The following is a 25,426-nucleotide window of genomic DNA, read 5'->3' as shown; positions in this document are numbered from 1 at the left end:
TCTGATTATGCTGCCGGTACAGTGTGTTTATTGGCAGGTGTAAGCAATGCTTCCCTTACCCATCTGCCGTGTTCTTCTGCCCAGGCTCTTACTCCAATTCGTTCTTTGTTGCAGGGGCCATCGCCTTTGATCACTCTCCAGAATTCATCCCAATCTGGGTCTGAAAAAGTCCAGGTGCCATCCGTATTTTTCTTCAAATTTGGATCGGGGAAATCCAATCCAAGTTCTCTTACTTTTGGCACATAAGTACTCAAAAATTGATTGCGCATATCGTCATTCGATGCCATTTTCACTTTCCAGCGCATCAATTGATCGGAGTGTTTTGATTCCGGATCGGGCGGTCCAAAAAAGTGAATGATTGGTTTGTACCATCTTTTAATGGCTTCTTGTAGCATGTTTCTTTGGGTTTCAGTTCCTGTAGCGAGGTACACAAAATTGTCGTGTCCCTGCTTAAGGTGAAAAGCTTCCTCTGCACAAATTCTGTGCAGGGCGCGACTGTAAGGACCATAGGAACCTTTGGAATTGGCCAATTGATTGACAATTGCTGCTGCATCAATTAAAAATCCAATAACAGCAACATCCGCCCATGTTTCGGCAGGATAATTGAATACATTGGAATACTTTGACTTTCCCGAAAGCAAGTCGTTGATCATTTGTTCCCTGGGCTTTCCTAATGTTTCTGCAGCAGAATAGAGTAGGTGGGCATGTCCCACTTCGTCCTGAACTTTGGCAATCAGTGCCATTTTCCTTTTAAATCCCGGGGCTCTTGTTATCCAAGTGCCCTCGGGCAAGGCTCCTATGATTTCTGAATGAGCGTGTTGCTCAATCATCCTTATCAGTTGTTTTCTGTATTGGGCGGGCATCCAGTCATGCGGTTCAATTTTTTCGCCTCTATCTATCCTTGCCTGAAAAGCTTCCAATAACTTTGGATCTTCTTCCTTTCCCGCTTTTTCTAAATCTTTGTCGTTAAAAATTGCTCCTCCTCCGTACATAATTTCTAGTTTTTCTTTTTTATACCATTGTAAATCAGTAGATGGATATTTTCAGCTACTGCAATTGGGCTTAATTCGCCTTCTTTATTGTACCAATCTGACAGGTCGTTCATCATGGAAAACAAAAGCTTGATGATAAAATTCACATCAACTGCTTCAAAATAATCCTGCTCTATACCCTGGTGGATAATGTTTCTAAAAATGCTTTCATAGCTGCTTCTTTTGGCCATGAAAGCGGTGTAATTGACTTCGGTAAAATATTTCCATTCCTTGAAAAAAACACTGGCCGAACCCATATTGTTGGCAATGACCGATATATGTGCTACAATGGCTCCCCGCAATTTTTCTACCGGGTTATTTTCATTTTTAAGTACTTTTTCCTGTTCCTCAAAAAATTCATCGGCAATGCGATTGCAAACGGTTTTTAAAATCTCTTCTTTAGATCGGAAATGACTGTATAAACTTGCCGGTTCTATGCCTACTTCTTTGGCCAGATCGCGCATAGATGTGGCATTGTAACCCCTCTTTTCAAAAAGGCGCGTGGCGATAATTAGAATTTGCTGTTTGCGGGTTAAAGTGCTGCTGGTCATGTCCCTAACGTTCGTTAGCTAAGATACAAATTTAATGTGAGGTTGGCGAATAAAGTATTTCATATTCATGTGCTACCACTTTCACTACTATAGCCTCAATTTTTAGTAAAAACATGGGCTGTTTTTGATAAACAAGGGATTACCCAAGATACTCGAGTAGATGTTGTTTTATATTCTTGGATTGATAATAACTGAATCGAGGAGGTAAAGCATTGCCAATCATTAAAGCAATGCTCGATCTGGGCGCATCAATCGGAAATTTATATTTTTTAGGAAATGATTGCAATAGCGCGGCTTCCCTTGCTGAAATACATCTATCCTCTTCAGGATGAAGAAACCTGCCTTTAGAAGGATTAAGGCAACCACCAGTAATTGTTGTTGAATAATCATCCCATCTTAATCTTCCATAAACATCATTAAACCCTACATTCTCACCCTTATGACATTTAAGAATATATTTTTCTGGAAGATCTTTCCAACTACCACCATTCTTAGGGGTGAGTTTAATACGTTCTTGAACTTTTGGAGTGTGTGTAGGGAAAATTTTGTGCAATAGATCATCTGATTCTTCAGGTAAAGGCAGAGCACCGATAGTTTTTCTTACGGTAATCTTTATATTAATAGGTTCCGCAACTTTCAACGGCCCAAGTCGAGAACCAACCATTACCAGACGTTTTCTGCTTTGCGGCACACCGTAATTTTTAACATTGACAACCTGATGATCCACATAATAGCCCAACTTTTCCAGGACTTTTCTTGCCTTGTGGAATGAATTGTCCAATGCCAAACCCGGTACATTCTCCATCATAAAAGTGTAGGGCATCAATTCTTTAATGAAACGTACATACTCATTGATAAGCCCGTTTCTATCGTCCTTAACCGGTTTTGATTTGTTTAACCTCCTGATGGAACTAAAACCCTGACAGGGCGGACAGCCGGCCAGCAAGTGAATGGTTTGTCCGTTGAGTTGCTGTTTTACTTCCTCAATATCAACCTTGCGAATATCTTTGGTAACTACCTTGGTCTTTTTATGATTGAGGTTATAGGCTTTTGAAGCAAGCTCATCTAACTCAAAAGCCATTTCGGTTTTGAATCCGGCTCTGTGCATGCCAGAGGTCAGGCCGCCAACACCGCTAAACAAGTCTATTGATAATAATTTCATAAACTTATAACTCTTGTATTCTTTTGTCATCAGGAAATCTATCTTTTAAGAGTTCAAGATGATCTTCCCATTGCTTTATTGCTTGTTCAATTAATGTCCTCCATGTCATTACGAATATTCCATCTTCCTTGAGTTGAGTAACTCTACGAGATATTGATTCAGTATCTTTCTTATTATCAGCAATTACATAAGCTGTTTCCAAAGTATTAATGGGGTTTCCTGTCTCCCTTTCTAAAGAATTTCTGATGTCGCCAACATACCAATTAATTCTATCTAAATGGGATCTATCCAACTCTAATCCTGGTCTCATAAATTCAACAAGTAAAAGATTTGAGCCAGAAGACAAAGCGAGATCAACACGTCCACTAAAAGCTTCTTCTTGATCTAAATTTTTTGTGCCAGCATCGTGAATTAGATTTATTACACTACGTTCCTTTCTAAATGTCTCCCACTTAGGTTGAATTAACCACGGGTTATCATAAATAAAGTCTCTTACGGCATTCTCCAATTGACCTGATTTTACTCTTTGATTTAATTCTCCTACGGTGACAATCTTTGTTTTTATCGATTCTGCAATATTTAAGGCCGTAAGTACTCCAGATTCGGATAGAACATCAAGTAATTTTTGTTCGTCAAGCTCTTCTGTTTCTGAGATTTCCGTTATTAGGTTTTTTAATCTTCCTTTTTCCCATGAAGTCAAAACATCATTGCACCATTCTTTATATCTCGCTTGACCAAGCCTTGGAAAAGAAGCTATTTTCTTTAATACTGTTTTGACCGTCTTTCGTTCACTTGCAGGTAATACTTCTAATCGTTCCCGAAATCCGGAAATCCTATCTTCCAATTCTTGAAGTCTTTTCTTAGATCTTCGGGCTTTCCAAAAGGAGCTTAGTAACTTAATTCTATCTATGCCCCACGACCTAACTCGTTTTCCAAGTTCTGATTGTAGGTTTATTCTCTGTCTTTCGGTAGAAATTAGATCATGTTCTGCATCATCTATAAAATCCATCCGCATTTGACCAGTCATGTATTCAAGCCCATGTTGACCGGAAATTCCTCCTGAAAGCTCAAAGAAAAAAGGTTTTTGAGCTAATTTTCCTCTTGCAAAAATTGATATTCCTCTTAATTCTTCTACTTGAATTGTATCTTCAAAAAAACCAACTCTCCATCTAACTTCATGACCATCCAGCTTTTCAATTGCCCAGCCGTTTTCGATACCTTCAAGAGTTGGAATTTTATTTTTTTCTTCATCCGTAAAATCTCTCGGAAAAATGAATTCCATTTCATCAGAAAAACTTTCTGGAAGCTCTGAATCATTTACTTTGATTTCAAAATCGTCATAGACTTGTGCAAGTAAAAACCTTCGAGCCAAGTCAGCTCGAAACTCTTCTAAATTTATATCAGTGTTTACTTCATCTAAAATAACGGTAGTGCCATGTTCTGCTTTTCGAGATTCACTTTCTTCTTTGTACTCTACTACTTTAATAGGTTTTTCGGCACTTTCAGAAGCATCATGTTCAAGAATACTATTAATGTCCATTTCAAATGATGAAAGTTCCCCATTAGATTTAGAAATTGTACGAACCGTGACTTTTGAGGCTATTCCAAAACCGGCAAACTTGCCTATACCTTTTCTGCCTAAAACTGGTCTGTCTTTTTCATCTGAGGTCTCTTTTCCTGTGTCTTTCCTCCGATCTCTTCCAACAGTCAAAAAGGATTTTTGGCATTGCTCATAAGTCATTCCATTACCAAAATCTTTAATGGTAATCGAATTAGATCCAATTTGAATTTCAACAAGTTCCGTATCTGCATCCCATGCATTAGCAACAAACTCTGACACAACATCAACAGCCTTTTGGTACATCTTTATTCCAAGATGATCAATAACTTTTGGTTGTATAATTAGCTTTAATTCTTTACCCATAGAGTTCAAATTATGTCGTTTTAAATCCCACTACAGCACCCAGCATTTGTAGGACAGCATTAGTTTCAAGTTGTGTTTGTTGTATGTCGAGCTACTTTTCGTCCATTTATTTTTGCTTTTAGCAGCTTAAATTTATGCTTCTTTGCATATAGTTTATAATATCAAATGAGAAATCTGAAAATTACTTTTCTTCCAGCATCAATTGCATAAAGACCAAATCGAGCCAGCGGCCAAATTTAAAGCCTGCTTCCGGGATGTGTCCCACCTTTTTAAAACCGAATTGTTCATGGAAATGGATGCTCTTATTATTAGCTGCATCAATCCCGGCAATCATACTGTGGTAATTTTCATTCTTGGCCAGCTTGATCAATTCCTGCAAAAGTTTTTTTCCAATCCCTTTACCCCTGTGCTGAAAAGCAACGTAAATAGAATGTTCTACGCTATAGCGAAAACCTTCCCAGGGTCGGAATTTGCCATAGCTGCCATAGCCCAGTATTTCGTTTTCACTTACTGCAACAATTACGGGAAAACCGGTTTTTTGCTTTTGCTCCAACCAGACTGTAATTTCTTGCAGTGATTTTGGTGTTTTATCGTAAACAGCAGTGCTGTTTTCAATTTCGTGGTTTAGGATATTACGAATTAAAACTATATCCTTTTTGTTGGCTTTTCTAATTTCAAGTTGCATAATGAAAAGCTATGAAATGGGATTTAATTGCCTGTTGTCATACATTGCAATTACTATTATTCTATCCCTTTTTGATTGATAATAAACAGACAAAAAACGGCTGAGTACCGCTCTTCTTAAATTGTATTTCTTAATTGTTCTTGGATAAATATTCGGGAAATTCAAAATGGTTTTTTCAAAGTCAGAAAGTAGGTTTTGAAAATTATCCACTTCCCTGTTTGTGAAATGTTTTAGGAGGTATTGTTTGATGCTTATAGCATTTTTCAATGAATGCTTAGACCATATAATCCTGACCGTTTTACTCATTTTTCAATTTTGCCCAAAAATCTTTTGAATTTATAGTTTCTCCTTTATTAATATCTTTCAAACCCAATTCGATATTTTCTTTTTCAGTTTCTGAAAGTGAATCCCACCAGTCTTCACTTTTATCAGAACCAGACAAACGAATAGTATTAAGAAGACTCAATAACTTAATATCTTTAAGCTCATTGATCCAATCAATTAATTCTTTTCGGGTAGTTTCAAATTTAGTGATGGCCATTTGTTGTGTTTATTCTAAAATAAGAAAAATCCAAGAATGAAAGTTCCTGTTGTAAATAACAGTTTCTAATCCAACCCGCTCTCCTTCAACTTCTCCATATTGTCTGCCATTTGCAGGGCATTGAGCAGTTCATCCAGCTCACCTGCAATAATATTTTGCAAATTGTAGAGTGTGAGATTGATGCGGTGATCGGTCACGCGGCCCTGTGGCCAGTTGTATGTTCTGATTTTTGCCGAGCGGTCACCAGTGGAAACCTTGCTTTTTCTATCGCTGGCAATGGCATCATCGTGCTCTTTTTGTGCCACTTCCAAAATTCTGGAGCGCAACACTCGCATAGCAATTTCACGGTTTTTCAATTGAGAGCGCCCTTCCTGGCACTCTACTACTATACCAGTTGGTAGGTGCGTCATTCGCACGGCTGATTCTGTTTTGTTTACGTGCTGTCCGCCTGCGCCTGAGGCACGGTAAGTATCTACCTTGATGTCTGCCGGATTGAGATCAATATCCACTTCATCTGCTTCGGGCAATATCGCCACACTTGCAGCTGAAGTATGTACCCGGCCCTGCGATTCAGTAGCGGGAACGCGTTGCACGCGATGTACACCAGACTCATATTTCATTATTCCAAAAACTCCATCTCCGTTTACAGAGGCTACTATCTCTTTGTATCCTCCAGATGAACCTTCATTTAGGTTCATAATGTCTAATTTCCAGGCTTTATTTTCGCAAAATTTGGAATACATTCTGAACAAATCACCGGCAAATATTGAAGCCTCATCACCCCCTGTACCTGCACGGATCTCCATGATCACATTTTTATCATCGTTAGGGTCTTTAGGAATCAGCATAATGCGGATACCCTCTTCCATGTCAGTTTTTTTCTTTTGAAGCATTTCCAGTTCTTCCTTTGCAAGATCTCTGAAGGCTTCATCTTTTTCTTCATTGAGAATGCGCTTGTTGTTTTCAATATTGCTCAGCACATTTTTGTATTCTTTGTAGGTATGAACCAGTTTTTCGAGGTCTTTGTATTCCTTGCTTTTTCTGGAAAAAGCCTTCATATCCGAAATCAAATCGGGGTCGGAAAGTTCTTTGCTCAGGTCTTCATATCGGTGAACAAATGATTCGAGTTTGTCTAGAATTTTCATGGGAAATGGGACTTATTAGATGCGGCCTTATTTAAAGGAGTACAAATCTAATTGATTTTTGCGTAAGAGATAGATGCGCTCCTTTTGCATATGTACTTTAACCATGTCGTCAGGATATTCGGGGAGCGGGATTTCCCGGGTATTCAAACTGTTGAGGTTATAACTGTAGAAACGATTGTCTCGAAAATACAGGATTTGATTGCTCACATACTGAAAGCTATTGATGTTTTTAATGGGAATGGATTTTTTGAAAGTACCATAAATATCAAAAACCAGGATGCCCACTTCAGGGTCATTTAGAAAAAGTAAATTGTCCCTTTCCATCATAAAATTGGGATTTACCTCATAGGGGAAAATACTACTGAAATCTTCACTATTGGCTATAATTTTCATTGCCTGATCGATTTTCACCAACCGCAAAGTCACCTGGTCATATACCCAGATATTGTTGTCATAAGCAAGACAAACTGCACTCACCTGATTGATTCCTGCAGTGTAAAGACTTAGTTCGGTTTGAATTGACAAGGTATTATCGAGCAATACAAGCGAAGCATAATCGGGAAAAAAAACAAGTAGGTTTAGCGGATTCCGTGTATCTATTTGTCCAATCTGGCCAAACTTTACAATATTGAAATTATAGCTTTCCGTACCATCAGGGAGCAATTTTACCAGGTTGTTCTTAGATTTGATCACATAGGCATTGCCCAGCCTGTCGCTTCCGAGTACACTACTCGAACAGGGGTAGCTTTTGAGCAGCTCATATTTTGATGTGCTCGCCTGCTGTGCGCTCAGAAGTAGCGGAATCAGTATTATAATATTTAAGAGTAAGGTTTTCACCGTCAAATTCTGCATAAGAATAATAATTGAGCCAGTCACCTAAGTTAATATATTGACTTTTGTTTTTCACTTTTAAATCAAGAGGCAAATGCCTGTGTCCAAAAATAAAATAATCAAAATATTCTTCTTCTAATTTTTTATCAGCATAGCAGTAGAGCCATTCGTTTTCCTTTCCGTTAAATGTTTCAAGTGGGATCTCACCATTACTCAATCTGCTTCTTCTCGACCAGAAATTGGCAATTTTTATACCAATATCAGGATGTAGGAAACTAAACAACTTTTGACAAAAGGGATGTGTGAAAATTTTCTTCATACGCTTAAAACCGTGGTCTTCGGGACCCAGGCCATCGCCATGTCCAATAAGGAATTTTTTGTTGTTGATCTCTATACGTTGAGGCGCTTTGTTTACCTGGATATTCAGTTCTTTTTCAAAATACCCGAACATCCAAAGGTCGTGATTGCCGGTAAAGAAATAAACAGGAATGCCTTTATCGCGTAAATCTGCAAGCTTACCCAGGATTCTCACATAGCCTTTTGGAACTACTTCTGCATATTCAAACCAAAAATCAAACAGATCGCCCAAAATATAAAATGCAGCAGCTTGAGTTTCATGGTGCTCAAACCACTGCACTAACTTAATTTCTCTTTCTCTACTTGATTTAAAATCGGGTGTTCCCAGATGGATATCTGAAACAAAAAAGACTTTTTTTCCTGCTTTTAAATCCATAAATCATGCTTTAAGGCATCAGGACTTTTTGATTTCCTCTTCTTCTTCAGGAGATTTTTCACTTTTGAGCTTTTCTTCACCATTCGCATCAGGTTTACCCTCATCTTCTGTTCCGGCAGTTTTTTCCTTAGTGTCTGTATCTTCCTGTTCCTTTTCTGATTCAGAAAACTCATTTACATAATCGTCTTCTTCATCCAAAACCTCTTCTTTCTCGTCTTTGTCAAATGGCCTTTTGCCAATCAATCGAACCAAATCCTCTTTGTAGATGATTTCTTTTTCCAAAAGCTCTTTGGCAACCATTTCAACCTGCTCTTTTTTTTCCAATATCATGTTTTTGGTTGTCTCATAAGCCGTATCAATAAGTTTTTTTACTTCCTCATCTATGATTTTGGCCGTTTCGTCTGAATATGGTTTTTGGAAAGTATTTTCATTTTGCGGATCGTGAAAGGACACCTTTCCTACCCTGTCGTTCATTCCGTAAATAGTAATCATGGAATAGGCCATCTTGGTGATGCGTTCTAAATCGTTCTGTGCGCCTGTGGTAATGCGGCCAAAGAAAACTTCCTCGGCAGCCCTTCCGCCCAGGGTCATGCACATGCTGTCCATCAATTGCTCAGTACTGTATAAGAATTGTTCTTTTGGCAAATATTGGGCATAACCCAAAGCTGCAACGCCACGAGGAACAATGGATACTTTCACCAAAGGATCGGCATTTTCAAAAAACCATCCACAAATAGCGTGTCCAGCCTCGTGATAGGCAACTATTTTCTTTTCCTCGGGAGAAATCAATTTGGTTTTCTTTTCCAGTCCTCCAATTACACGATCAATGGCATCATTGAAATCCTGCATTTCAACAGACTTTTTGTTTTTTCGGGCTGCGATGAGTGCTGCTTCATTGCAAATATTGGCCAAGTCTGCTCCTGCAAAACCCGGTGTTTGTGCCGCCAATTTTTTAGGCGAAACTTTTACGTGCAATTTCAATTGTTTTAAGTGCACTCTGAAAATTTGCTCTCTCCCCTTCAGGTCGGGTTTGTCGATGGATATTTGCCTGTCGAATCTTCCCGGTCGCAAGAGTGCGGTATCCAATACATCGGGGCGATTGGTAGCCGCAACAATAATTACGCCCTTATCACTGGAAAAACCATCCATTTCTACCAGCAATTGGTTCAAAGTATTTTCGCGCTCGTCATTTCCTTGCACCATGTTTTTCCCTCTTGCACGACCAATGGCATCAATCTCATCAATGAAAATAATACAAGGTGCTTTTTCCCTTGCCTGCTTGAAAAGATCCCTAACTCTTGAAGCACCAACACCTACAAACATTTCCACAAAATCTGAACCTGAAATGGAGAAGAAAGGTACCTTGGCTTCTCCGGCAACGGCTTTTGCCATTAAGGTTTTACCGGTTCCAGGAGGGCCTATCAACAATACGCCTTTTGGAATTTTTCCACCCAGCGATGTGTATTTTTTTGGATTTTTAAGGAAATCCACTACTTCCATCACTTCTTCTTTGGCCTCATCCAGTCCGGCTACATCTTTAAAAGTGATATTGACTTTAGAATCATTGTCAAAAAGTGTGGCTTTTGATTTTCCGATATTGAATATCTGTCCACCGGGGCCTCCTGCACCACCGCTGACTCTACGCATAATAAATATCCAAATGCCAATGAGCAAGAGAAATGGAAGCACCCAGCTGAGCAAGTCTCCTGCCCAGTTTCTGCGCTTTTCAAATTTTATACTTACTCTTTGTTCTTCAGGTAATTCAGCTTGGATTTCTTCCAGTCTTTGTTGAAAAAACTCAACAGACCCAATAGTGAAATAGTAGTGCGGTCCCGGGTTTTGTCCACCCCAGCTGTTTTCAGCCACCTCTTTATAGGACTGGCTTTCCAGTGCTTCAGGAGTTAAATAGATCTCAACCATTTCTTCATTGACAACTTTCACTTGTTTCACATCTCCGGTTTTGAGCATATTCTGCTCAAAGTCGCGCTGGTCAATTTCTTTTACACCGCCCTGAAAACTCATGAATTGCAAGCCAAGTAATATCACAGCTATGATACCATAAATCCAATAGTAGTTGAATTTTGGTCCGCCCTTTGGAAAAGGTATTTTATTCTTGTTATCGGGTTTTTTCTTTTTATCACTCATTATTACGTAGTATATCTTATTTAATAGTATTTATTCAATGTGTTGCGCTAACCTGTGTCTCCACTGCATCAGCCCATAATTCTTCCAATTTGTAATAGGTTCTTTTTTCTTGCACAAAAACATGTACGACTACATTTACATAGTCAATAATTACCCATTCAAGGTTGTCCATTCCTTCATAACGATAAGCCTTTTCTTTGCTTTTTTCCACAACATTGTCCATGATAAAATCACTTATGGAACGCACCTGTGTGTTTGATTGAGCATGACAAATCACGAAAAAATCAGTAACAGTATCTTCCAGATTCCTAAGGTCGAGAACTACAATTTCTTCGCCTTTTTTCTCCTGTATAGAATCAACAATTAAGTCTTTAAGTTGTTCCGGGCGGGAAATTTTATTTTTAGCTGCTATTTTTGAAGACAAATTTTATTGTTTTTCAACTTACAAAGTTACAAATTCTTATTCTTTACTTTGGCAGAAGTATGATAATTGGGCAAAAAGAGATTTTTATTGAAGAAATCAATTCCACCAACCAATATGCGAAGGAACTGGTTTCAAATACCAAGCCATTTGAGGGCACTGCCATATTTACCGACTATCAGCAGCAGGGAAGGGGACAAAATGGCAATGTTTGGCAGGGTACAAGGTCAGAAAACCTCTATTTGTCAGTCATTCTCTATCCCCGATTTTTAGCCATTCAAAATCATTATTTGCTCAATAAGGCTATTTGTCTCTCTGTTTGGGAAAGTATTGCGGCTTATTTTCCCGAAGTACAGATCAAATGGCCCAATGATATTTATGCGAAAGGTGAAAAAGTGGCGGGTATATTAATAGAAAACAACCTTCAGGGAAGCAATTGGCAAAGTGCTATTGTGGGGATTGGTGTGAATTTAAACCAAAGGGCTTTTCCCGAAGGAATCAAAGCTACATCACTTCACAATTTGACAAAGCGGGAAATAGACAGAACTGCTTACAGAAAATTGCTGTATAAAAAACTGAATAAAAATTACCTGGCAATTAGGACTGGGCAAAAGGAAAGTATAGACAGGGTTTATACTAAAAATTTATTGGGCTATCAGGAGGTTCACGCTTTTGAAGCCGATGGCAAAAAATTTACCGCGCAATTATTGGGAGTGGACAATCAGGGGAATTTATGTCTGGAACAAGAAGGCCAACTCAAATATTATAGACATGGCAGGCTACGACAGGTTGTTGGGTAAAAAACAACACCAAGGATGCTCTCACAAATCAATCCTTCACTTCTTCAAAATCAATATACTCTCCTTCATCGAAATTTTTACTGCTTTCATTGGGATTGTGTTTGACATTGATTTTTGGATCCTCGCTATTCTTTTTGAAAGACCCGCCATCGGAACTGCCTTGTGAGCTAAAAAGCCCAATTAAATAATTGGCGTATTTATAAACCAAATAGAAAAAAAGAAGAAGTAATAACCATCTATACATTACTAAGCATTATTTACTCAAATACATTGATTTTCTACTGTACAATTCCCTGAAGAAAGGATCTTTGGTATCTTTAATAAAACGGATTGCTTCACCGGTAGATTTCATTTCAGGACCCAATTCTTTTTTCACTTCAGGAAATTTATTGTAAGAAAAAACCGGTTCTTTTATGGCAAAACCATCCATCTTTGGTTTTAATTCAAAATCCTTCAATTTGTTCACGCCAAGCATCACTTTTGTTGCTACATTTAAAAATGGAACGCCATAAGCCTTAGCTATAAAAGGGGTAGTTCTTGATGCTCGCGGGTTGGCTTCTATTACATATACTTTCTCATCTTTAATGGCAAACTGAATATTGATAAGACCACATATATTCATGGCTTCAGCTACTGCTTTAGTGTAGGTTTTCATGCTTTCAATCACCTTTTCAGACAAATTAAAAGGCGGCAATACAGCACTGGAATCCCCGGAGTGGATGCCCGCTGGCTCGATGTGCTCCATCACGCCCATTACATACAATTCCTCTCCATCGAAAATGGCATCAATTTCCGCTTCTTCTGCTCTATCCAAAAAGTGGTCGATTAAGATTCTGTTTTCTGGAATGTGTTTCAACAAATCCAAAACTGCTTTTTCAAGCTCCTCATCATTGATCACAATTTTCATTCTTTGGCCACCCAATACGTATGAAGGACGAACCAGAACGGGATAATTTACTCTTTGAGCAACTTCCAGCGCATCTTCTACTGATTCTGCAACACCGTAGTTAGGGTAAGGAATGTCCAGCTTTTTCAGCAAATCGGAAAAAGAGCCCCGGTCTTCTGCAAAATCCATGTCCTCGTAAGAAGTGCCAAAAATCTTAATGCCTTTTTCATTGAGTTTTTCGGCCAGTTTTAAAGCAGTTTGTCCTCCAAGCTGAACAATCACACCCTCGGGTTTTTCATGTTCAATCAATTCAAATAGATGTTCCCAATATACAGGTTCGAAATACAATTTATCGGCAATATCAAAATCAGTGGAAACAGTTTCCGGATTGCAATTGATCATAATGGCTTCATATCCGGATTCTTTAATGGCTATCAAACCGTGTACGCAGCAGTAATCAAATTCTATGCCCTGGCCAATACGGTTGGGGCCGGAACCCAGAACAATTACTTTTTTCTTATCGCTTACAACACTTTCGTTTTCTTCCTCAAAAGTGGAATAGTAATAAGGTGTTTTGGCTTCAAATTCTGCTGCGCAGGTATCTACCAGTTTGTAAACTCTTTTTATACCCATCGATCTGCGATAATCATACACCGCTTCTTCCTGTACATTATTCCCAAGCGTATAGGCAATTTGAGTATCAGAATACCCCATTTGCTTGAGCTTTAGCATAAAAGTTTTGTCTATTTCATCCAGGCGATTGTGCTTTTTGATTTCTTTTTCTACTTCTACGAGTTCTGCTATTTGACTTAGAAACCAGGTATCAATTTTAGTGAGGTTGTAAATGGTTTTTATTGGCACCCCCAAACTCAGCGCATCTTTTACGCGAAATATCCGATCATCCGAAGGGTTTTTCAAACTGTCCACAATATCTTCCAATCGGGTCCAGGTCTTTTTATCCGCACCCAAGCCATCTCTGTTTATTTCCAGCGATTGACAGGCTTTTTGCACTGCTTCCAAAAAGCTTCTTCCAATACCCATCACCTCACCTACAGATTTCATCTGAAAGCTCAGGGTTTTATCGCATCCTGCAAATTTCTCAAAATTCCATCGAGGAATTTTTACAATGGTATAATCCAATGTGGGCTCAAAAAAGGCGGAAGTCGTTTGGGTAATTTGATTTTTCAATTCATCCAAAGTATAGCCTATTGCCAATTTTGCAGCGATTTTTGCAATGGGATATCCTGTCGCCTTTGAAGCCAAAGCAGAAGAACGCGATACCCTGGGATTGACCTCTACCGCAATGATATACTCGGTTTCGGGATCAACGGAAAACTGAACATTACAGCCTCCGGCAAAATTTCCCATAGAGCGCATTATCTTTTTGCCCATGCTGCGCATTTCTTGATAGGTTCTATCAGAAAGGGTCATGGATGGTGCTACCGTAATGGAATCTCCGGTGTGGACGCCCATTGGGTCAAAATTTTCCACCACACAAATGATTACGATATTGTCATTTTTATCGCGTAAAAGCTCCAGCTCAAATTCTTTCCAACCTAATACTGCTTTTTCTACTAATACTTCATGGGTTGGGGAGGCATTTAAAGCCCTTTGCAATTTTTCTTCCAGTTCATCTTTGTTGTGCACAAAACCACCCCCATATCCACCTAAGGTGTAGGAGGGTCTAAGTACCAAAGGAAGGCCAATTTCCTGGGCAATTTCTTTTCCCTCTAAAAAGGAATTGGCAATTCTTGATTCGCAAACACCAATTCCAATATCCACCATCAACTGCCGAAAGCTGTCTCTGTTTTCTGCCAATTCAATGGCATCAATGTCCACACCGATCAAGCGCACATTGTATTTTTCCCAAAGACCTACTTCTGCTGCTTCTATGGCTAAATTGAGTGCGGTTTGCCCGCCCATAGTTGCCAGTACGGCATCTATTTTTCTTTCCTTTAAAATTTGCTCCAAAGATTCGACCGTAAGCGGCAGCAAATAAATATGATCGGCCATCACGGGGTCGGTCATAATGGTTGCCGGATTAGAGTTGATAAGGCTTACTTCTAAACCTTCTTCTCTTAGGGAGCGGGCTGCCTGTGATCCTGAATAATCAAATTCACAGGCCTGGCCAATAATTATAGGGCCGCTGCCTATGATCAATACGGATTTAATGCTGCTGTCTTTAGGCATAAACTTTTAAAATTTTGGCAAATTTAAGGCTTTACTGCTTAGATATTAAGTAATCAAATGAATAAGTCTTTCCTATTTTTGAAAAAAACAAAATTTATTTGCTTCAAAATCGGAACAAATGAAATAAGCATGCGTAGAATAGACAAAACAAAACTAAATGGCTGCTGCTTCTGATAAACATACAGACAAGAAAACTAAAAACAGATTGCCAAAGCTTAATCTCAACTTTTTGAAAGAGATGTCTGGAGGAGATTCTCAGTTTGTAATTGAGATTCTGGAAATTTTTATTTCAGATGCTCCGCTTACACTTAAATCTATCAATTCTGAGTTGGCGCATTCAGATATAGAGTCCGTTAAAATATCTGTACACAAATTAAAATCCTCCATTAAAGTTTTGGGAGTGGATGCGCTTGCAGAATTGGCACAACAATTAGAAAACGAGGCCGGAAAAGGAAAAGTCAGCAAAGATTTTAAATTGAAAATCACTAAGCTGGAAAAATGTATAGAGGCTTTGGTCAAGGAATGCTCGATACAGATAAAATATCTTAAAAATCAAAAGTAGTCCTCAAGCTTACTTGAGATTCAACATAGTGAACTTTCACCAATCGTCAGCACTTTCTTCTTCCAGTGGTTTGTTCAAAGTATCCTTTAAGCTATTTGTAAGTTCATCCATGAAACCACTTACTTGATTAAGATAGCTATTCAGGGTTTCCTGGTTTGCTGCACCACTTTCAATCCATTCATTAATATATACTTTTACTCCTTCTACCTTGAAAAATTCATCTATTTTATAGCGGTAACGGCCGTCTTTAAAACCAATTTCAATATAGTAGTTTACAAATCCCTTATGTACCTCAGTCCCTGCGTCATCTGCATATAGATTGATCTTGTGTTTGCCAAAAATCCTTTTGCCTGTTTCTCTTTCTTTGATCACACTTCCTGCATTGGTATAAAATTCATCAAACCATTTTTCTGCCCTTTTATACAATTGATCAGCGCTGGCTCCAGGTACCTCAACCACTTCTATAAATTCAACTTTACCGGTTTCTTCATTTAGAGGTAGACTTTGGGCATTTACAAATAAATTAAAACACAGGAATAGTATAGTTGCTGATATAAATTTCATGGCATTTATTTTTGGTTTTAAAGGGTCGTAAAATTATGGAAAAATAAAGAATCTCGAGGGCTTTTAATCCAGACAAATTAATGTGGATAATTTGATATTCAGAATAAGTCTGGCAGGTCGTTAACTGTATTAAAAGTTGTATCTTTACGCGGTTTGAATAAATATAGAATTTTTCAAAATTATGAGCGAAAAAAAAGACAATTACACTGCCGATAATATCCAGGTACTTGAAGGCCTGGAAGCAGTGCGCAAACGTCCCGCCATGTATATTGGCGACATTAGTGTAAAAGGCTTGCACCATTTGGTTTATGAGGTCGTTGACAACTCCATTGACGAGGCTATGGGGGGGTATTGTACCACTATTATGGTTGCGATCAATGAAGACAATTCCGTTACAGTAGAAGATGACGGACGTGGAATTCCGGTAGAAATACATAAAAAAGAAGGAAAATCTGCTCTTGAAATTGTAATGACCGTATTACACGCAGGTGGTAAGTTTGATAAAGACACCTATAAAGTATCAGGTGGATTGCACGGTGTGGGTGTTTCTTGTGTGAATGCTTTGTCTAAAAATCTTAGAGCAGAAGTGCACAAAAACGGCAAAGTATATGAGCAACTCTATGAAAAAGGAAAGCCACAGGCAGATGTAAAAGAAATAGGGAAAACCGATAAACATGGTACCTATATTACTTTTAAGCCGGATGATACCATTTTTACTGCTACTGAATTCAATTATGAAACACTGGCATCAAGACTCAGAGAATTGGCCTATCTAAACAAGGGTGTTCGTTTGATGATCGTTGATAAACGTGAAAAAGACGAAAATGGGGATTATCGCAATGATAATTTTTTCAGTGAAGGTGGATTAAAGGAGTTTGTTACTTATTTGGACGCAACTCGTGAACCACTCATCGAAGTACCATTTCACGTAGAAGGAACAAAAGACAATGTAGAAGTAGAAGTGGGCTTTCAATACAATACTTCCTATGGTGAAAATATCCACTCTTATGTGAACAATATCAATACCATTGAAGGGGGTGCGCACGTTGCAGGTTTCAGAAGAGCCATTACCCGTGTATTTAAAAACTACGGTGAAAAAGAAGGATACTTTTCCAAATTGAAATTTGATGTTACCGGTGAAGATTTTAGGGAAGGATTGACAGCAGTTATTTCTGTGAAAGTTCCGGAACCACAGTTTGAAGGTCAGACCAAAACCAAACTGGGCAACTCAGAAGTAACAGGAATAGTAGAAAGTACTTTAGGTGAAGGTATAAGCGCTTACTTAGAAGAGCATCCAAGAGAAGCCAAGCAGATTATCAGCAAAGTAGTGATTGCAGCTACAGCACGCCATGCAGCAAGAAAAGCACGCGAATTGGTTCAGCGCAAAAATGTGTTGACCGGAACAGGCTTGCCGGGAAAATTAAGCGATTGTTCCAGTAAAGATGCTGAAATCTCTGAAATCTATCTGGTTGAGGGAGATTCAGCAGGTGGAACGGCCAAGCAAGGTCGCGATCGTAATTTCCAGGCCATTTTGCCGCTAAGAGGTAAAATCTTGAATGTGGAAAAAGCCATGGAGCACAAAATTTATGAAAACGAGGAGATCAAAAACATCTTTACCGCACTGGGTGTAACTATGGGTACTATAGAAGATGAAAAGGCGCTGAATATTGAGAAACTGCGCTATCACAAAGTGATCATAATGTGTGATGCCGATGTCGATGGAAGCCACATTACCACTTTGATTCTTACATTCTTCTTCCGTTACATGAAAACACTGGTAGAGCAAGGTTATATTTATATTGCCACACCACCGCTCTATTTGGTTAAAAAAGGCAATGAAGAACGCTACTGCTGGAGTGATCAACAGAGAGATCAGGCAATAAAAGAGATTGCTGAAATGAAAGGCAGTAAAGAAGATTCAGTAGGTGTACAACGCTACAAAGGTTTGGGTGAGATGAATGCCACACAGCTGTGGGATACTACCATGAATCCCGAAACCAGAACGCTTAGAAGAGTCACCATTGACAGTGCCGCTGAAGCCGATCGAATATTCAGCATGTTGATGGGCGATGAAGTTCCACCAAGAAGGGAGTTTATTGAACAACATGCCCGCTATGCGAATTTGGATATTTAATATTAGCAGACACCAAAACAAACATAAAACCTTTCTGTAACAATCTTGTTGCTTAATAATTTCCGCAAGAGGGGATGATATTTTTTTTATTTACAAGCTTGCTTATACTGATGAGTTTATGAATGATACATTAAAAATCGCACTTCAAAAATCAGGAAGATTGAGTGAAGGCTCCATGAAGCTGTTGAGCAATTGCGGAGTTAATGTTTCTAACAATGGCAGAAGATTGATGGCCCAAGCTTCCAATTTCCCCTTGGAAATTCTTTTCCTAAGAGATGACGATATACCGGAATATGTTGAAGACAATGTAGCAGATATAGGTGTTCTTGGCCTAAATGTAGTAAAAGAAAAAAATAAATCTGTAGATATAGTTGAGAAACTTGGATTCTCTAAGTGTCGACTTTCACTGGCAATAGATAAAAATCAAAATTACACCGGTCCCTCTTTCTTTAATGAAAAACAAATTGCAACCTCATATCCTAATATTCTAAAAGAATGGCTGCAAGAAAATAATGTAAAAACAGATGTTCATGAAATTAGCGGGTCAGTTGAGATAGCCCCCGGTATAGGCCTGGCTGAAGCAATTTGTGACATTGTAAGTACAGGAAGCACTTTATTTAGTAATGGGCTGAAGGAGGTGGAAACCATTATGCACTCCGAGGCTGTAATGATTGCCAATAGAAATTTATCTTCTGAAAAACAGACTTTACTTGAAAAATTGATTTTCAGAATAAATGCTGTAAACAAAGCCAAAACCAATCGCTACATTTTACTAAATGCCCCTAATGAAAAGTTAGAGCAAATCATCTCTATACTACCGGGAATGAAAAGTCCTACTGTTACTCCCCTGGCCGATAAAGACTGGAGTTCTGTACATTCTGTTATTGGGGAAGAGGCCTTTTGGGAAGTGATTGATCAGTTAAAATTAGCCGGAGCTGAAGGAATACTTGTGGTTCCTATTGAAAAAATGGTCTTGTGAATAACCTCTACAAAAACCCCGTTGAAAGCCTTTGGCCGGAGTTAATCAAACGCCCATCGATAGATCGCTCAGCCTTATTTCCACTCATGGAAAAAATTATTGAAGCAGTTCAAACCGAAGGAGATCAGGCTTTGAAGCAATTTACCGAAAAATTTGACGGAGTTGAAATAGAGCAACTACAGGTTTCTCAAAAGGAGATTGAATCTGCTGAGAAACTAACGGATGAAAGCCTTAAAACAGCTATTAAAATTGCTGCCAATAATATTGAAAAATTTCACCTGGCACAATCAATAGATCATACAAAAATTGAAACCAGTCCCGGTGTTTTTTGCTGGAACAAATCCACTCCGATAGAAAAAGTGGGTTTATATATTCCAGGAGGAACAGCTCCCCTTTTCTCTACAGTATTGATGTTGGGCATCCCCGCTAAAATTGCAAATTGCTCAGAAATTGTGCTGTGCACACCTCCTGATAAAACAGGAAAAATACATCCCGCCATATTATATGCAGCAAAACAGGTAGGCATCGAAAAAATATTTAAAGTAGGTGGTGCCCAAGCCATAGCAGCTATGGCTTTTGGAACAGAAAGTGTTCCAAGGGTTTACAAAATATTTGGGCCAGGTAATCAATACGTTACGGCTTTAAAACAACTGGTTCAGCTAAATGGCATTAGCATCGATATGCCTGCAGGGCCATCAGAATTGCTCGTGTATGCAGATGAAAGTGCAGACCCGGATTTTGTTGCTGCGGATTTATTATCACAGGCGGAACACGGTATTGACAGTCAGGTGATTTTACTTGTAAACAATGAAAATCTGGTAGAGGAAATTGCATCTTCTATCGACAGACAACTGGAAGAATTGCCTAGAAAAAGCATTGCACAAAAGGCATTGGAAAACAGCAGAAGCATTGTTTTTGAAGATAATAACCAGGCCGTTGCTTTCATCAACACATACGCTCCAGAGCACTTAATCCTGGCAAGCAAAGATTGTAAACATACAGCTGACAAAATTAAAAATGCAGGTTCTGTTTTTTTAGGTAACTATTCCCCAGAATCCGCAGGTGATTATGCTTCTGGTACAAACCATACTTTGCCAACAAATGGTTTTGCAAAAATGTACAGCGGTGTTTCACTGAGCAGTTTTATGAAGACCATCACTTTTCAGGAACTTACAAAAGAAGGTCTTGCAGGACTGAGCAAAACAATAGAAACAATGGCCGCTGCCGAACAATTGTCCGCCCATGAAAATGCAGTAAAAATTCGCAGAGAAAAAATTGAAAAAGGCAACTGACATAAAATCACTTTTGCGCCAAAATATTAAGGCAATGCAATCCTATGCTTTTGCGCGCGCAGAATTTTCAGGAAATGCTAAAGTGTTTTTAGATGCAAATGAAAATCCATTTGAAAGCAAATATAACCGCTATCCTGACCCATGGCATCAAGAGTTAAAGGAGAAATTGGCTGCGTACAAAAACATTGCTTCAGAGTATATTTTTTTGGGCAATGGCAGTGATGAGGCTATTGACCTATTGATACGAGCTTTTTGTAATCCAGGACTTGACAAAATTGTTCTGTGCACTCCTACTTACGGCATGTACAAAGTCACAGCCGCATTGAATGACATTGAAGTACAGAATATTCCTCTGTTGGAAAATTTTCAGCCTGATACTGAAATCATACAGAAGATAAAAGACGCATCCTGTAAATTACTTTTTTTATGCAGCCCTAATAATCCAAGTGGTAACTGCTTGTCTACCGAGTCAATTGGTGAAATAATTGATAGTTTTCCAGGGATTGTAGTTTTAGACGAAGCCTATATTGATTTTGCTGATCAAAAGAGTTTTATCAATCGTTTAGATAAATGCCAAAACCTAGTGGTGTTACAAACTTTATCAAAAGCCTGGGGAATGGCTGGTATACGCATAGGGATGGCTTTTGCAAATCCGCAAATAATTGCAGTACTGAACAAGATAAAAGCACCTTACAATATCAGCACCCCCAATATGGAAGCCGCCCTGAATGTTTTAGCCAATACCCAACCAATGAAAAAGCAAATAAGTAAAATTGTAGAACAACGCAATCATTTATCTGCCATTTTACAAGGATTTAATGAAGTAGAAAAAGTCTATCCTTCTGATGCAAATTTCCTTTTAGTGAAATTCAAAGATGCAAAGTATGTTTTTCAAACATTGTGTGAGAGAGGTATTGTGCTTCGCGACAGATCAAAACAGGTAAATTGTGAGCATTGTCTGCGTATTACAATTGGTACTCCCAAAGAAAATAAAATTTTAGTGAACACTTTAAACGAATTTTTGAAATGAAGAAGCTCCTTTTCATTGATAGAGATGGAACCTTGATTTTGGAACCGGAAGACAACCAAATCGATGCTTTTGAGAAATTGGAATTTTATCCGGGCGTATTTCAAAATTTGGCAAAGATAGCTACTGAACTAAATTATGTACTGGTGATGGTTAGCAATCAAGATGGTTTAGGAACAAGCTCATTTCCAGAAGCAGATTTTCAACCGGTTCATGATTTCATTATTAAAGCTTTCAAAAATGAGTGTATTGAATTTTCTGAAATTCATATTGATCGTTCTTTTCCGGAAGACAATTCTCCCGACAGAAAACCCAAAACAGGCTTGCTGAAAAAATATACTAACGGTGATTATGACCTGGAAAATTCTTATGTAATTGGCGACCGCATTACAGATATTCAGTTGGCAGAAAACTTAAATTGCAAAGTCATCTGGATAGCACCTGAACACAAAGATTTTGAAAGCAATGCACTGGCTCTGAAAACCAGTGACTGGAAAAGTATTTATGAGTTCTTAAAGCTTCCTCAGCGACAAGCCAATATTAAAAGAAAAACCAAGGAAACAGATATTGAAGTTGCTATTAACCTGGACGGCTGTGGCAAAGCAAATATATCAACAGGACTGAAGTTTTTTGATCATATGCTGGAGCAGATTCCAGCACATGCAAGCATTGACTTATACATATCGACAAAAGGAGATTTAGAGGTAGATGAACACCACAGTATAGAGGACACAGCTATTGCATTGGGTACAGCTTTTTCTGAAGCACTGGGAGGCAAAATGGGTATTCAACGCTATGGCTTTTTATTACCTATGGACGATAGTTTGGCACAGCTGGCTATAGACTTTGGGGGGCGCAGTTGGGTAGAATGGAATGTGGAATTTAAGCGTGAAAAAATTGGAGATATGCCTACTGAAATGTTTTTCCATTTCTTTAAATCCTTTTCTGATGCGGCCAAATGCAATTTGAATATTAAAGCCGAAGGACAAAACGAACACCACAAAATAGAATCTATTTTTAAGGCATTGGCTAGAGCAATTCGCATGGCTGTTAAAAGAAATGCTGCTGAAAATAGTTTGCCTTCCACAAAAGGTGTATTGTAATGGAAGTGGCTATTATCAATTATAATGCAGGCAATATTCATTCCGTTGAATTAGCGCTTATGCGCTTGGGGATTAAGCCCATCCTCACCAATGATCCTGAAATATTGCTCAAAGCAGACAAGATTATTTTCCCGGGTGTAGGGGAAGCAAGTTCAGCTATGCAATCCTTAAAAAGGAGTAAGCTTAATAAGCTGATTCCTGAATTAAAGCAACCTTTTTTAGGCATTTGCCTGGGTTTGCAATTGCTTTGTAAGAGCTCAGAAGAAGGAAATACAAAGTGTTTGGGAGTTTTTCCTATAAGGGTGCTGAAAATGCAAAACAAACCTCTTGCTCAATTGAAAATACCACATATGGGCTGGAACAATATCAGCAATATTAAGGGTGTTTTATTTGAGGGTATTTCTCCTTCAGATTATTTTTATTTTGTTCATAGTTATTATGCGCAATTTTCTGAATACACCAATGCAACATGTACATACAACAATTTATTTAGCGCAGCATTGAGTATGGATAATTTCCACGCTGTTCAGTTCCACCCAGAAAAAAGCGGTATTGTTGGAGAACGGTTGTTGAAAAATTTTATAGAAAAAACATGAACATAATACCTGCTATAGACATTATTGACGGGGCCTGTGTAAGGCTGAAACAGGGAGATTATCAAAAAAAAACTGTTTACCACAAGGATCCTTTGGATATGGCCAAAGCTTTTGAAGATGCCGGAATATCCTGCTTGCATTTGGTAGATTTAGATGGTGCAAAACAAAAAAAAGTCATAAACAACAAAGTGCTTGAGCGAATTGCTGCACATACAAATCTAGAAATTGATTTTGGTGGTGGCATTCGCAATGATAGTTCTATACAAAAGGTGTTTGATGCCGGTGCTACTAAAGTGAATATTGGAAGCATAGCCCTTACTGACGAGCCTTTATTTTTAAAATGGCTGGAAAAATATGGTGCAGATAAGATTATTCTAAGTGCCGATGTTCGAGACGGCTTCGTGAGTACCCAGGGATGGCTGGAAAAAAGCCAAACAAAGATCAAGCCTTATTTAAAACACTTTTATAAGCTGGGGGTAAAATGGGTGGCTTGTACTGATATTTCTAAAGACGGAATGCTGCAAGGCACTTCAACCGAATTATATCAGGAAATCCGTTTTAAAATACCAAGACTAAATCTTATTGCCAGCGGAGGCATTAGTTCAATGAAAGACATAGAACAACTTCAAAAAATGAACTTGTCCGGTGTGATAATTGGCAAAGCCATTTATGAGGGCAAAATTAGCCTTGAAAATTTATCAGAATTTATACTTAAAAATGCTGACTAAAAGAATCATTCCCTGCCTGGACATCAAAGATGGGCGAACAGTTAAAGGCATCAACTTTAAACAATTACGCGATGCGGGCGATCCGGTTGCTTTGGGTCAGCTATACAGTCAACAGGGAGCTGATGAATTGGTGTTTTTAGACATTACTGCCACACATGAAAACAGAAAAACCTTGCTTGATATAGTTCGGAGAATTGCAAAAGAAATAAATATCCCCTTTACTGTTGGTGGGGGTATTAATTCAATAGAAGATGTTTCGGCCATTTTAAATGCCGGTGCTGATAAAGTAGCCGTTAATTCAGCAGCAGTAAATAATCCACAGTTGATTGAAAAAATTGCAAGACGCTTCGGCAGTCAGTGTATTGTGTTGGCTGTAGATGCAAAGCAAGTAAAAGAAAAATGGATTGTTTATGTGCATGGAGGGCGAAAGAAAACCGAATTGGAACTGATTCCCTGGCTAAAACAAGCTGAAGCATCGGGTGCTGGTGAAGTTTTATTTACATCCATGGATCATGACGGCACAAAAAATGGATTTGCAAATTCTATTTTAGCCGAAGTATCCGATAAACTCAATATCCCGGTAATTGCTTCAGGAGGTGCCGGAAAGAAAGCGCATTTTCTAGATGTTTTTACTAAAGGAAAAGCAGATGCAGCATTGGCCGCTAGCATATTTCATTTTGAAGAAATACAAATTACCGAATTAAAAAAATACCTTCATACACATCAAATACCCGTTCGCTTATGACACTTGATTTTGAAAAAGGCAATGGATTAATTCCCGCTATTATTCAGGATGCTGATACACATCAGGTATTGATGCTCGCTTATATGAACAAAGATGCACTGGAACAAACAAAAAAAGAAAAAAAGGTAACTTTCTATAGCCGCAGCAAAAAACGTTTGTGGACAAAGGGAGAAAGTTCTGGGAATTTTCTTCATCTGGTTGATATAAAACCTGATTGCGATGCTGACACTTTATTGATTCGTGTAAAGCCCGAAGGCCCTGCCTGTCATAAAGGCTATGACACTTGTTTTAATGAAAAAAATACCGTCAATGCACTTTTCCTTGAAAAACTAGAGAAAGTAATCCTATCGAGAAAAGAAAGCAATGAAAGTGGTTCTTATACTCGACAATTATTAGACAGTGGGATAAACAAAGTAGCTCAAAAAGTAGGGGAAGAAGCAATTGAACTCTTAATTGAGGCCAAAGACGACAATAAAGATTTGTTTCTAAACGAAGCTGCCGACCTACTCTATCACACACTCGTTCTCCTGAAAGCCAAAGAATATCAGCTTAATGAAGTAATAAAAGTGTTAGAAGAAAGACATAATAACCTGACTTAGGTATTTATTTAAAAGCTCTGAGCAATAAATAATATCAGAACTCAGGTTATTA

Annotated in this window: 26 protein-coding genes; 11 read left to right on the top strand and 15 right to left on the bottom strand. The window is 38.5% G+C overall.

All coding sequences use genetic code 11. The features are described 5' to 3' along the window. Positions 1 to 5: 5 nt before the first annotated feature. The 12 genes from paaA to rsfS form a co-directional block, all read right to left on the bottom strand. Positions 6 to 992, bottom strand: coding sequence for a 1,2-phenylacetyl-CoA epoxidase subunit PaaA (gene paaA / locus WD048_13000; GenBank protein MEX0813129.1), 987 nt, complete (start codon positions 990 to 992; stop codon positions 6 to 8). Between the two features lie 5 nt (positions 993 to 997). After that, positions 998 to 1,582 carry a TetR/AcrR family transcriptional regulator gene (locus tag WD048_12995; GenBank protein ID MEX0813128.1) on the bottom strand — a complete coding sequence of 195 codons (585 nt, stop codon included), beginning with the start codon at positions 1,580 to 1,582 and terminating at the stop codon, positions 998 to 1,000. Positions 1,583 to 1,721: 139 nt separating this feature from the next. Further along, on the bottom strand, positions 1,722 to 2,744 hold the full coding sequence (locus WD048_12990; GenBank protein ID MEX0813127.1) for a DNA cytosine methyltransferase: 1,023 nt from the start codon (positions 2,742 to 2,744) through the stop codon (positions 1,722 to 1,724). Between the two features lie 4 nt (positions 2,745 to 2,748). Beyond that, positions 2,749 to 4,668, bottom strand: a complete 1,920-nt coding sequence (locus WD048_12985; protein ID MEX0813126.1) for an ATP-binding protein — start codon at positions 4,666 to 4,668, stop codon at positions 2,749 to 2,751. Between the two features lie 181 nt (positions 4,669 to 4,849). Next, positions 4,850 to 5,353 carry an N-acetyltransferase family protein gene (locus WD048_12980; protein ID MEX0813125.1) on the bottom strand — a complete coding sequence of 168 codons (504 nt, stop codon included), beginning with the start codon at positions 5,351 to 5,353 and terminating at the stop codon, positions 4,850 to 4,852. A 9-nt stretch (positions 5,354 to 5,362) separates the two neighbouring features. Beyond that, positions 5,363 to 5,659: a hypothetical protein gene (locus WD048_12975; GenBank protein MEX0813124.1), complete on the bottom strand. Its 297-nt coding sequence runs from the start codon at positions 5,657 to 5,659 to the stop codon at positions 5,363 to 5,365. Beyond that, positions 5,652 to 5,894, bottom strand: a complete 243-nt coding sequence (locus WD048_12970) for a hypothetical protein (protein MEX0813123.1) — start codon at positions 5,892 to 5,894, stop codon at positions 5,652 to 5,654. Before WD048_12970 ends, WD048_12975 begins: the two co-directional genes overlap by 8 nt. A 65-nt stretch (positions 5,895 to 5,959) precedes the next feature. Continuing rightward, entirely contained in the window at positions 5,960 to 7,039 is a 1,080-nt protein-coding gene (gene prfA / locus WD048_12965) for a peptide chain release factor 1 (GenBank protein ID MEX0813122.1), read from the bottom strand. A 27-nt stretch (positions 7,040 to 7,066) separates the two neighbouring features. Then, on the bottom strand, positions 7,067 to 7,891 hold the full coding sequence (locus tag WD048_12960) for a hypothetical protein (protein MEX0813121.1): 825 nt from the start codon (positions 7,889 to 7,891) through the stop codon (positions 7,067 to 7,069). Then, a complete protein-coding gene (locus WD048_12955; protein MEX0813120.1) occupies positions 7,797 to 8,603 on the bottom strand; it encodes a UDP-2,3-diacylglucosamine diphosphatase in 807 nt (268 codons plus the stop codon). The genes WD048_12960 and WD048_12955 overlap by 95 nt, the downstream gene beginning before the upstream one ends. Before the next feature lie 18 nt (positions 8,604 to 8,621). After that, on the bottom strand, positions 8,622 to 10,748 hold the full coding sequence (gene ftsH, locus WD048_12950) for an ATP-dependent zinc metalloprotease FtsH (GenBank protein ID MEX0813119.1): 2,127 nt from the start codon (positions 10,746 to 10,748) through the stop codon (positions 8,622 to 8,624). 34 nt (positions 10,749 to 10,782) lie between these two features. Then, entirely contained in the window at positions 10,783 to 11,172 is a 390-nt protein-coding gene (gene rsfS / locus WD048_12945; GenBank protein MEX0813118.1) for a ribosome silencing factor, read from the bottom strand. Between the two features lie 59 nt (positions 11,173 to 11,231). Between rsfS and WD048_12940 the strand changes: the two genes are divergently transcribed. Then, complete coding sequence (locus WD048_12940; GenBank protein MEX0813117.1) at positions 11,232 to 11,969, top strand: biotin--[acetyl-CoA-carboxylase] ligase; 738 nt, start codon at positions 11,232 to 11,234, stop codon at positions 11,967 to 11,969. A gap of 28 nt (positions 11,970 to 11,997) precedes the next feature. Here the strand turns inward: WD048_12940 and WD048_12935 are convergent, their stop codons facing one another. Continuing rightward, positions 11,998 to 12,213, bottom strand: coding sequence for a hypothetical protein (locus tag WD048_12935; GenBank protein MEX0813116.1), 216 nt, complete (start codon positions 12,211 to 12,213; stop codon positions 11,998 to 12,000). Between the two features lie 9 nt (positions 12,214 to 12,222). Further along, complete coding sequence (gene carB, locus WD048_12930) at positions 12,223 to 15,045, bottom strand: carbamoyl-phosphate synthase large subunit (protein ID MEX0813115.1); 2,823 nt, start codon at positions 15,043 to 15,045, stop codon at positions 12,223 to 12,225. A gap of 157 nt (positions 15,046 to 15,202) precedes the next feature. On the opposite strand from carB, the gene WD048_12925 reads away from it, so the two are divergent. Continuing rightward, positions 15,203 to 15,607, top strand: coding sequence for an Hpt domain-containing protein (locus tag WD048_12925; protein ID MEX0813114.1), 405 nt, complete (start codon positions 15,203 to 15,205; stop codon positions 15,605 to 15,607). 36 nt (positions 15,608 to 15,643) lie between these two features. Here WD048_12925 and WD048_12920 read toward each other — a convergent pair whose 3' ends face one another. Next, the gene (locus WD048_12920; GenBank protein ID MEX0813113.1) at positions 15,644 to 16,171 is read right to left on the bottom strand and encodes a DUF4468 domain-containing protein; all 528 of its coding nucleotides are present in this window, start codon (positions 16,169 to 16,171) and stop codon (positions 15,644 to 15,646) included. 181 nt (positions 16,172 to 16,352) lie between these two features. Here WD048_12920 and gyrB point away from each other — a divergent pair, with 181 nt between their 5' ends. From gyrB to hisIE, 9 genes are all read left to right on the top strand, one after another. Further along, positions 16,353 to 18,305, top strand: a complete 1,953-nt coding sequence (gene gyrB / locus WD048_12915; GenBank protein MEX0813112.1) for a DNA topoisomerase (ATP-hydrolyzing) subunit B — start codon at positions 16,353 to 16,355, stop codon at positions 18,303 to 18,305. A gap of 118 nt (positions 18,306 to 18,423) precedes the next feature. Next, positions 18,424 to 19,284 carry an ATP phosphoribosyltransferase gene (gene hisG / locus WD048_12910; GenBank protein ID MEX0813111.1) on the top strand — a complete coding sequence of 287 codons (861 nt, stop codon included), beginning with the start codon at positions 18,424 to 18,426 and terminating at the stop codon, positions 19,282 to 19,284. Further along, positions 19,281 to 20,576, top strand: coding sequence for a histidinol dehydrogenase (hisD, locus tag WD048_12905; protein ID MEX0813110.1), 1,296 nt, complete (start codon positions 19,281 to 19,283; stop codon positions 20,574 to 20,576). The genes hisG and hisD overlap by 4 nt, the downstream gene beginning before the upstream one ends. Continuing rightward, positions 20,560 to 21,606 carry a histidinol-phosphate transaminase gene (hisC, locus tag WD048_12900; GenBank protein ID MEX0813109.1) on the top strand — a complete coding sequence of 349 codons (1,047 nt, stop codon included), beginning with the start codon at positions 20,560 to 20,562 and terminating at the stop codon, positions 21,604 to 21,606. The genes hisD and hisC overlap by 17 nt, the downstream gene beginning before the upstream one ends. Then, positions 21,603 to 22,706, top strand: coding sequence for a bifunctional histidinol-phosphatase/imidazoleglycerol-phosphate dehydratase HisB (gene hisB, locus WD048_12895; GenBank protein ID MEX0813108.1), 1,104 nt, complete (start codon positions 21,603 to 21,605; stop codon positions 22,704 to 22,706). The genes hisC and hisB overlap by 4 nt, the downstream gene beginning before the upstream one ends. Then, positions 22,706 to 23,302, top strand: a complete 597-nt coding sequence (gene hisH / locus WD048_12890; protein MEX0813107.1) for an imidazole glycerol phosphate synthase subunit HisH — start codon at positions 22,706 to 22,708, stop codon at positions 23,300 to 23,302. The genes hisB and hisH overlap by 1 nt, the downstream gene beginning before the upstream one ends. Then, positions 23,299 to 24,030 carry a 1-(5-phosphoribosyl)-5-[(5-phosphoribosylamino)methylideneamino]imidazole-4-carboxamide isomerase gene (hisA, locus tag WD048_12885; protein ID MEX0813106.1) on the top strand — a complete coding sequence of 244 codons (732 nt, stop codon included), beginning with the start codon at positions 23,299 to 23,301 and terminating at the stop codon, positions 24,028 to 24,030. Before hisH ends, hisA begins: the two co-directional genes overlap by 4 nt. Beyond that, the gene (gene hisF / locus WD048_12880; GenBank protein MEX0813105.1) at positions 24,020 to 24,775 is read left to right on the top strand and encodes an imidazole glycerol phosphate synthase subunit HisF; all 756 of its coding nucleotides are present in this window, start codon (positions 24,020 to 24,022) and stop codon (positions 24,773 to 24,775) included. The genes hisA and hisF overlap by 11 nt, the downstream gene beginning before the upstream one ends. Continuing rightward, positions 24,772 to 25,374: a bifunctional phosphoribosyl-AMP cyclohydrolase/phosphoribosyl-ATP diphosphatase HisIE gene (gene hisIE / locus WD048_12875; GenBank protein ID MEX0813104.1), complete on the top strand. Its 603-nt coding sequence runs from the start codon at positions 24,772 to 24,774 to the stop codon at positions 25,372 to 25,374. Before hisF ends, hisIE begins: the two co-directional genes overlap by 4 nt. The last annotated feature ends 52 nt before the right edge of the window (positions 25,375 to 25,426 follow it).

Source organism: Chitinophagales bacterium, assembly GCA_040877935.1.
Taxonomy (GTDB): domain Bacteria; phylum Bacteroidota; class Bacteroidia; order Chitinophagales; family CAIOSU01; genus JBBDNB01.
This window is presented reverse-complemented; position numbering and strand designations above follow the sequence as displayed.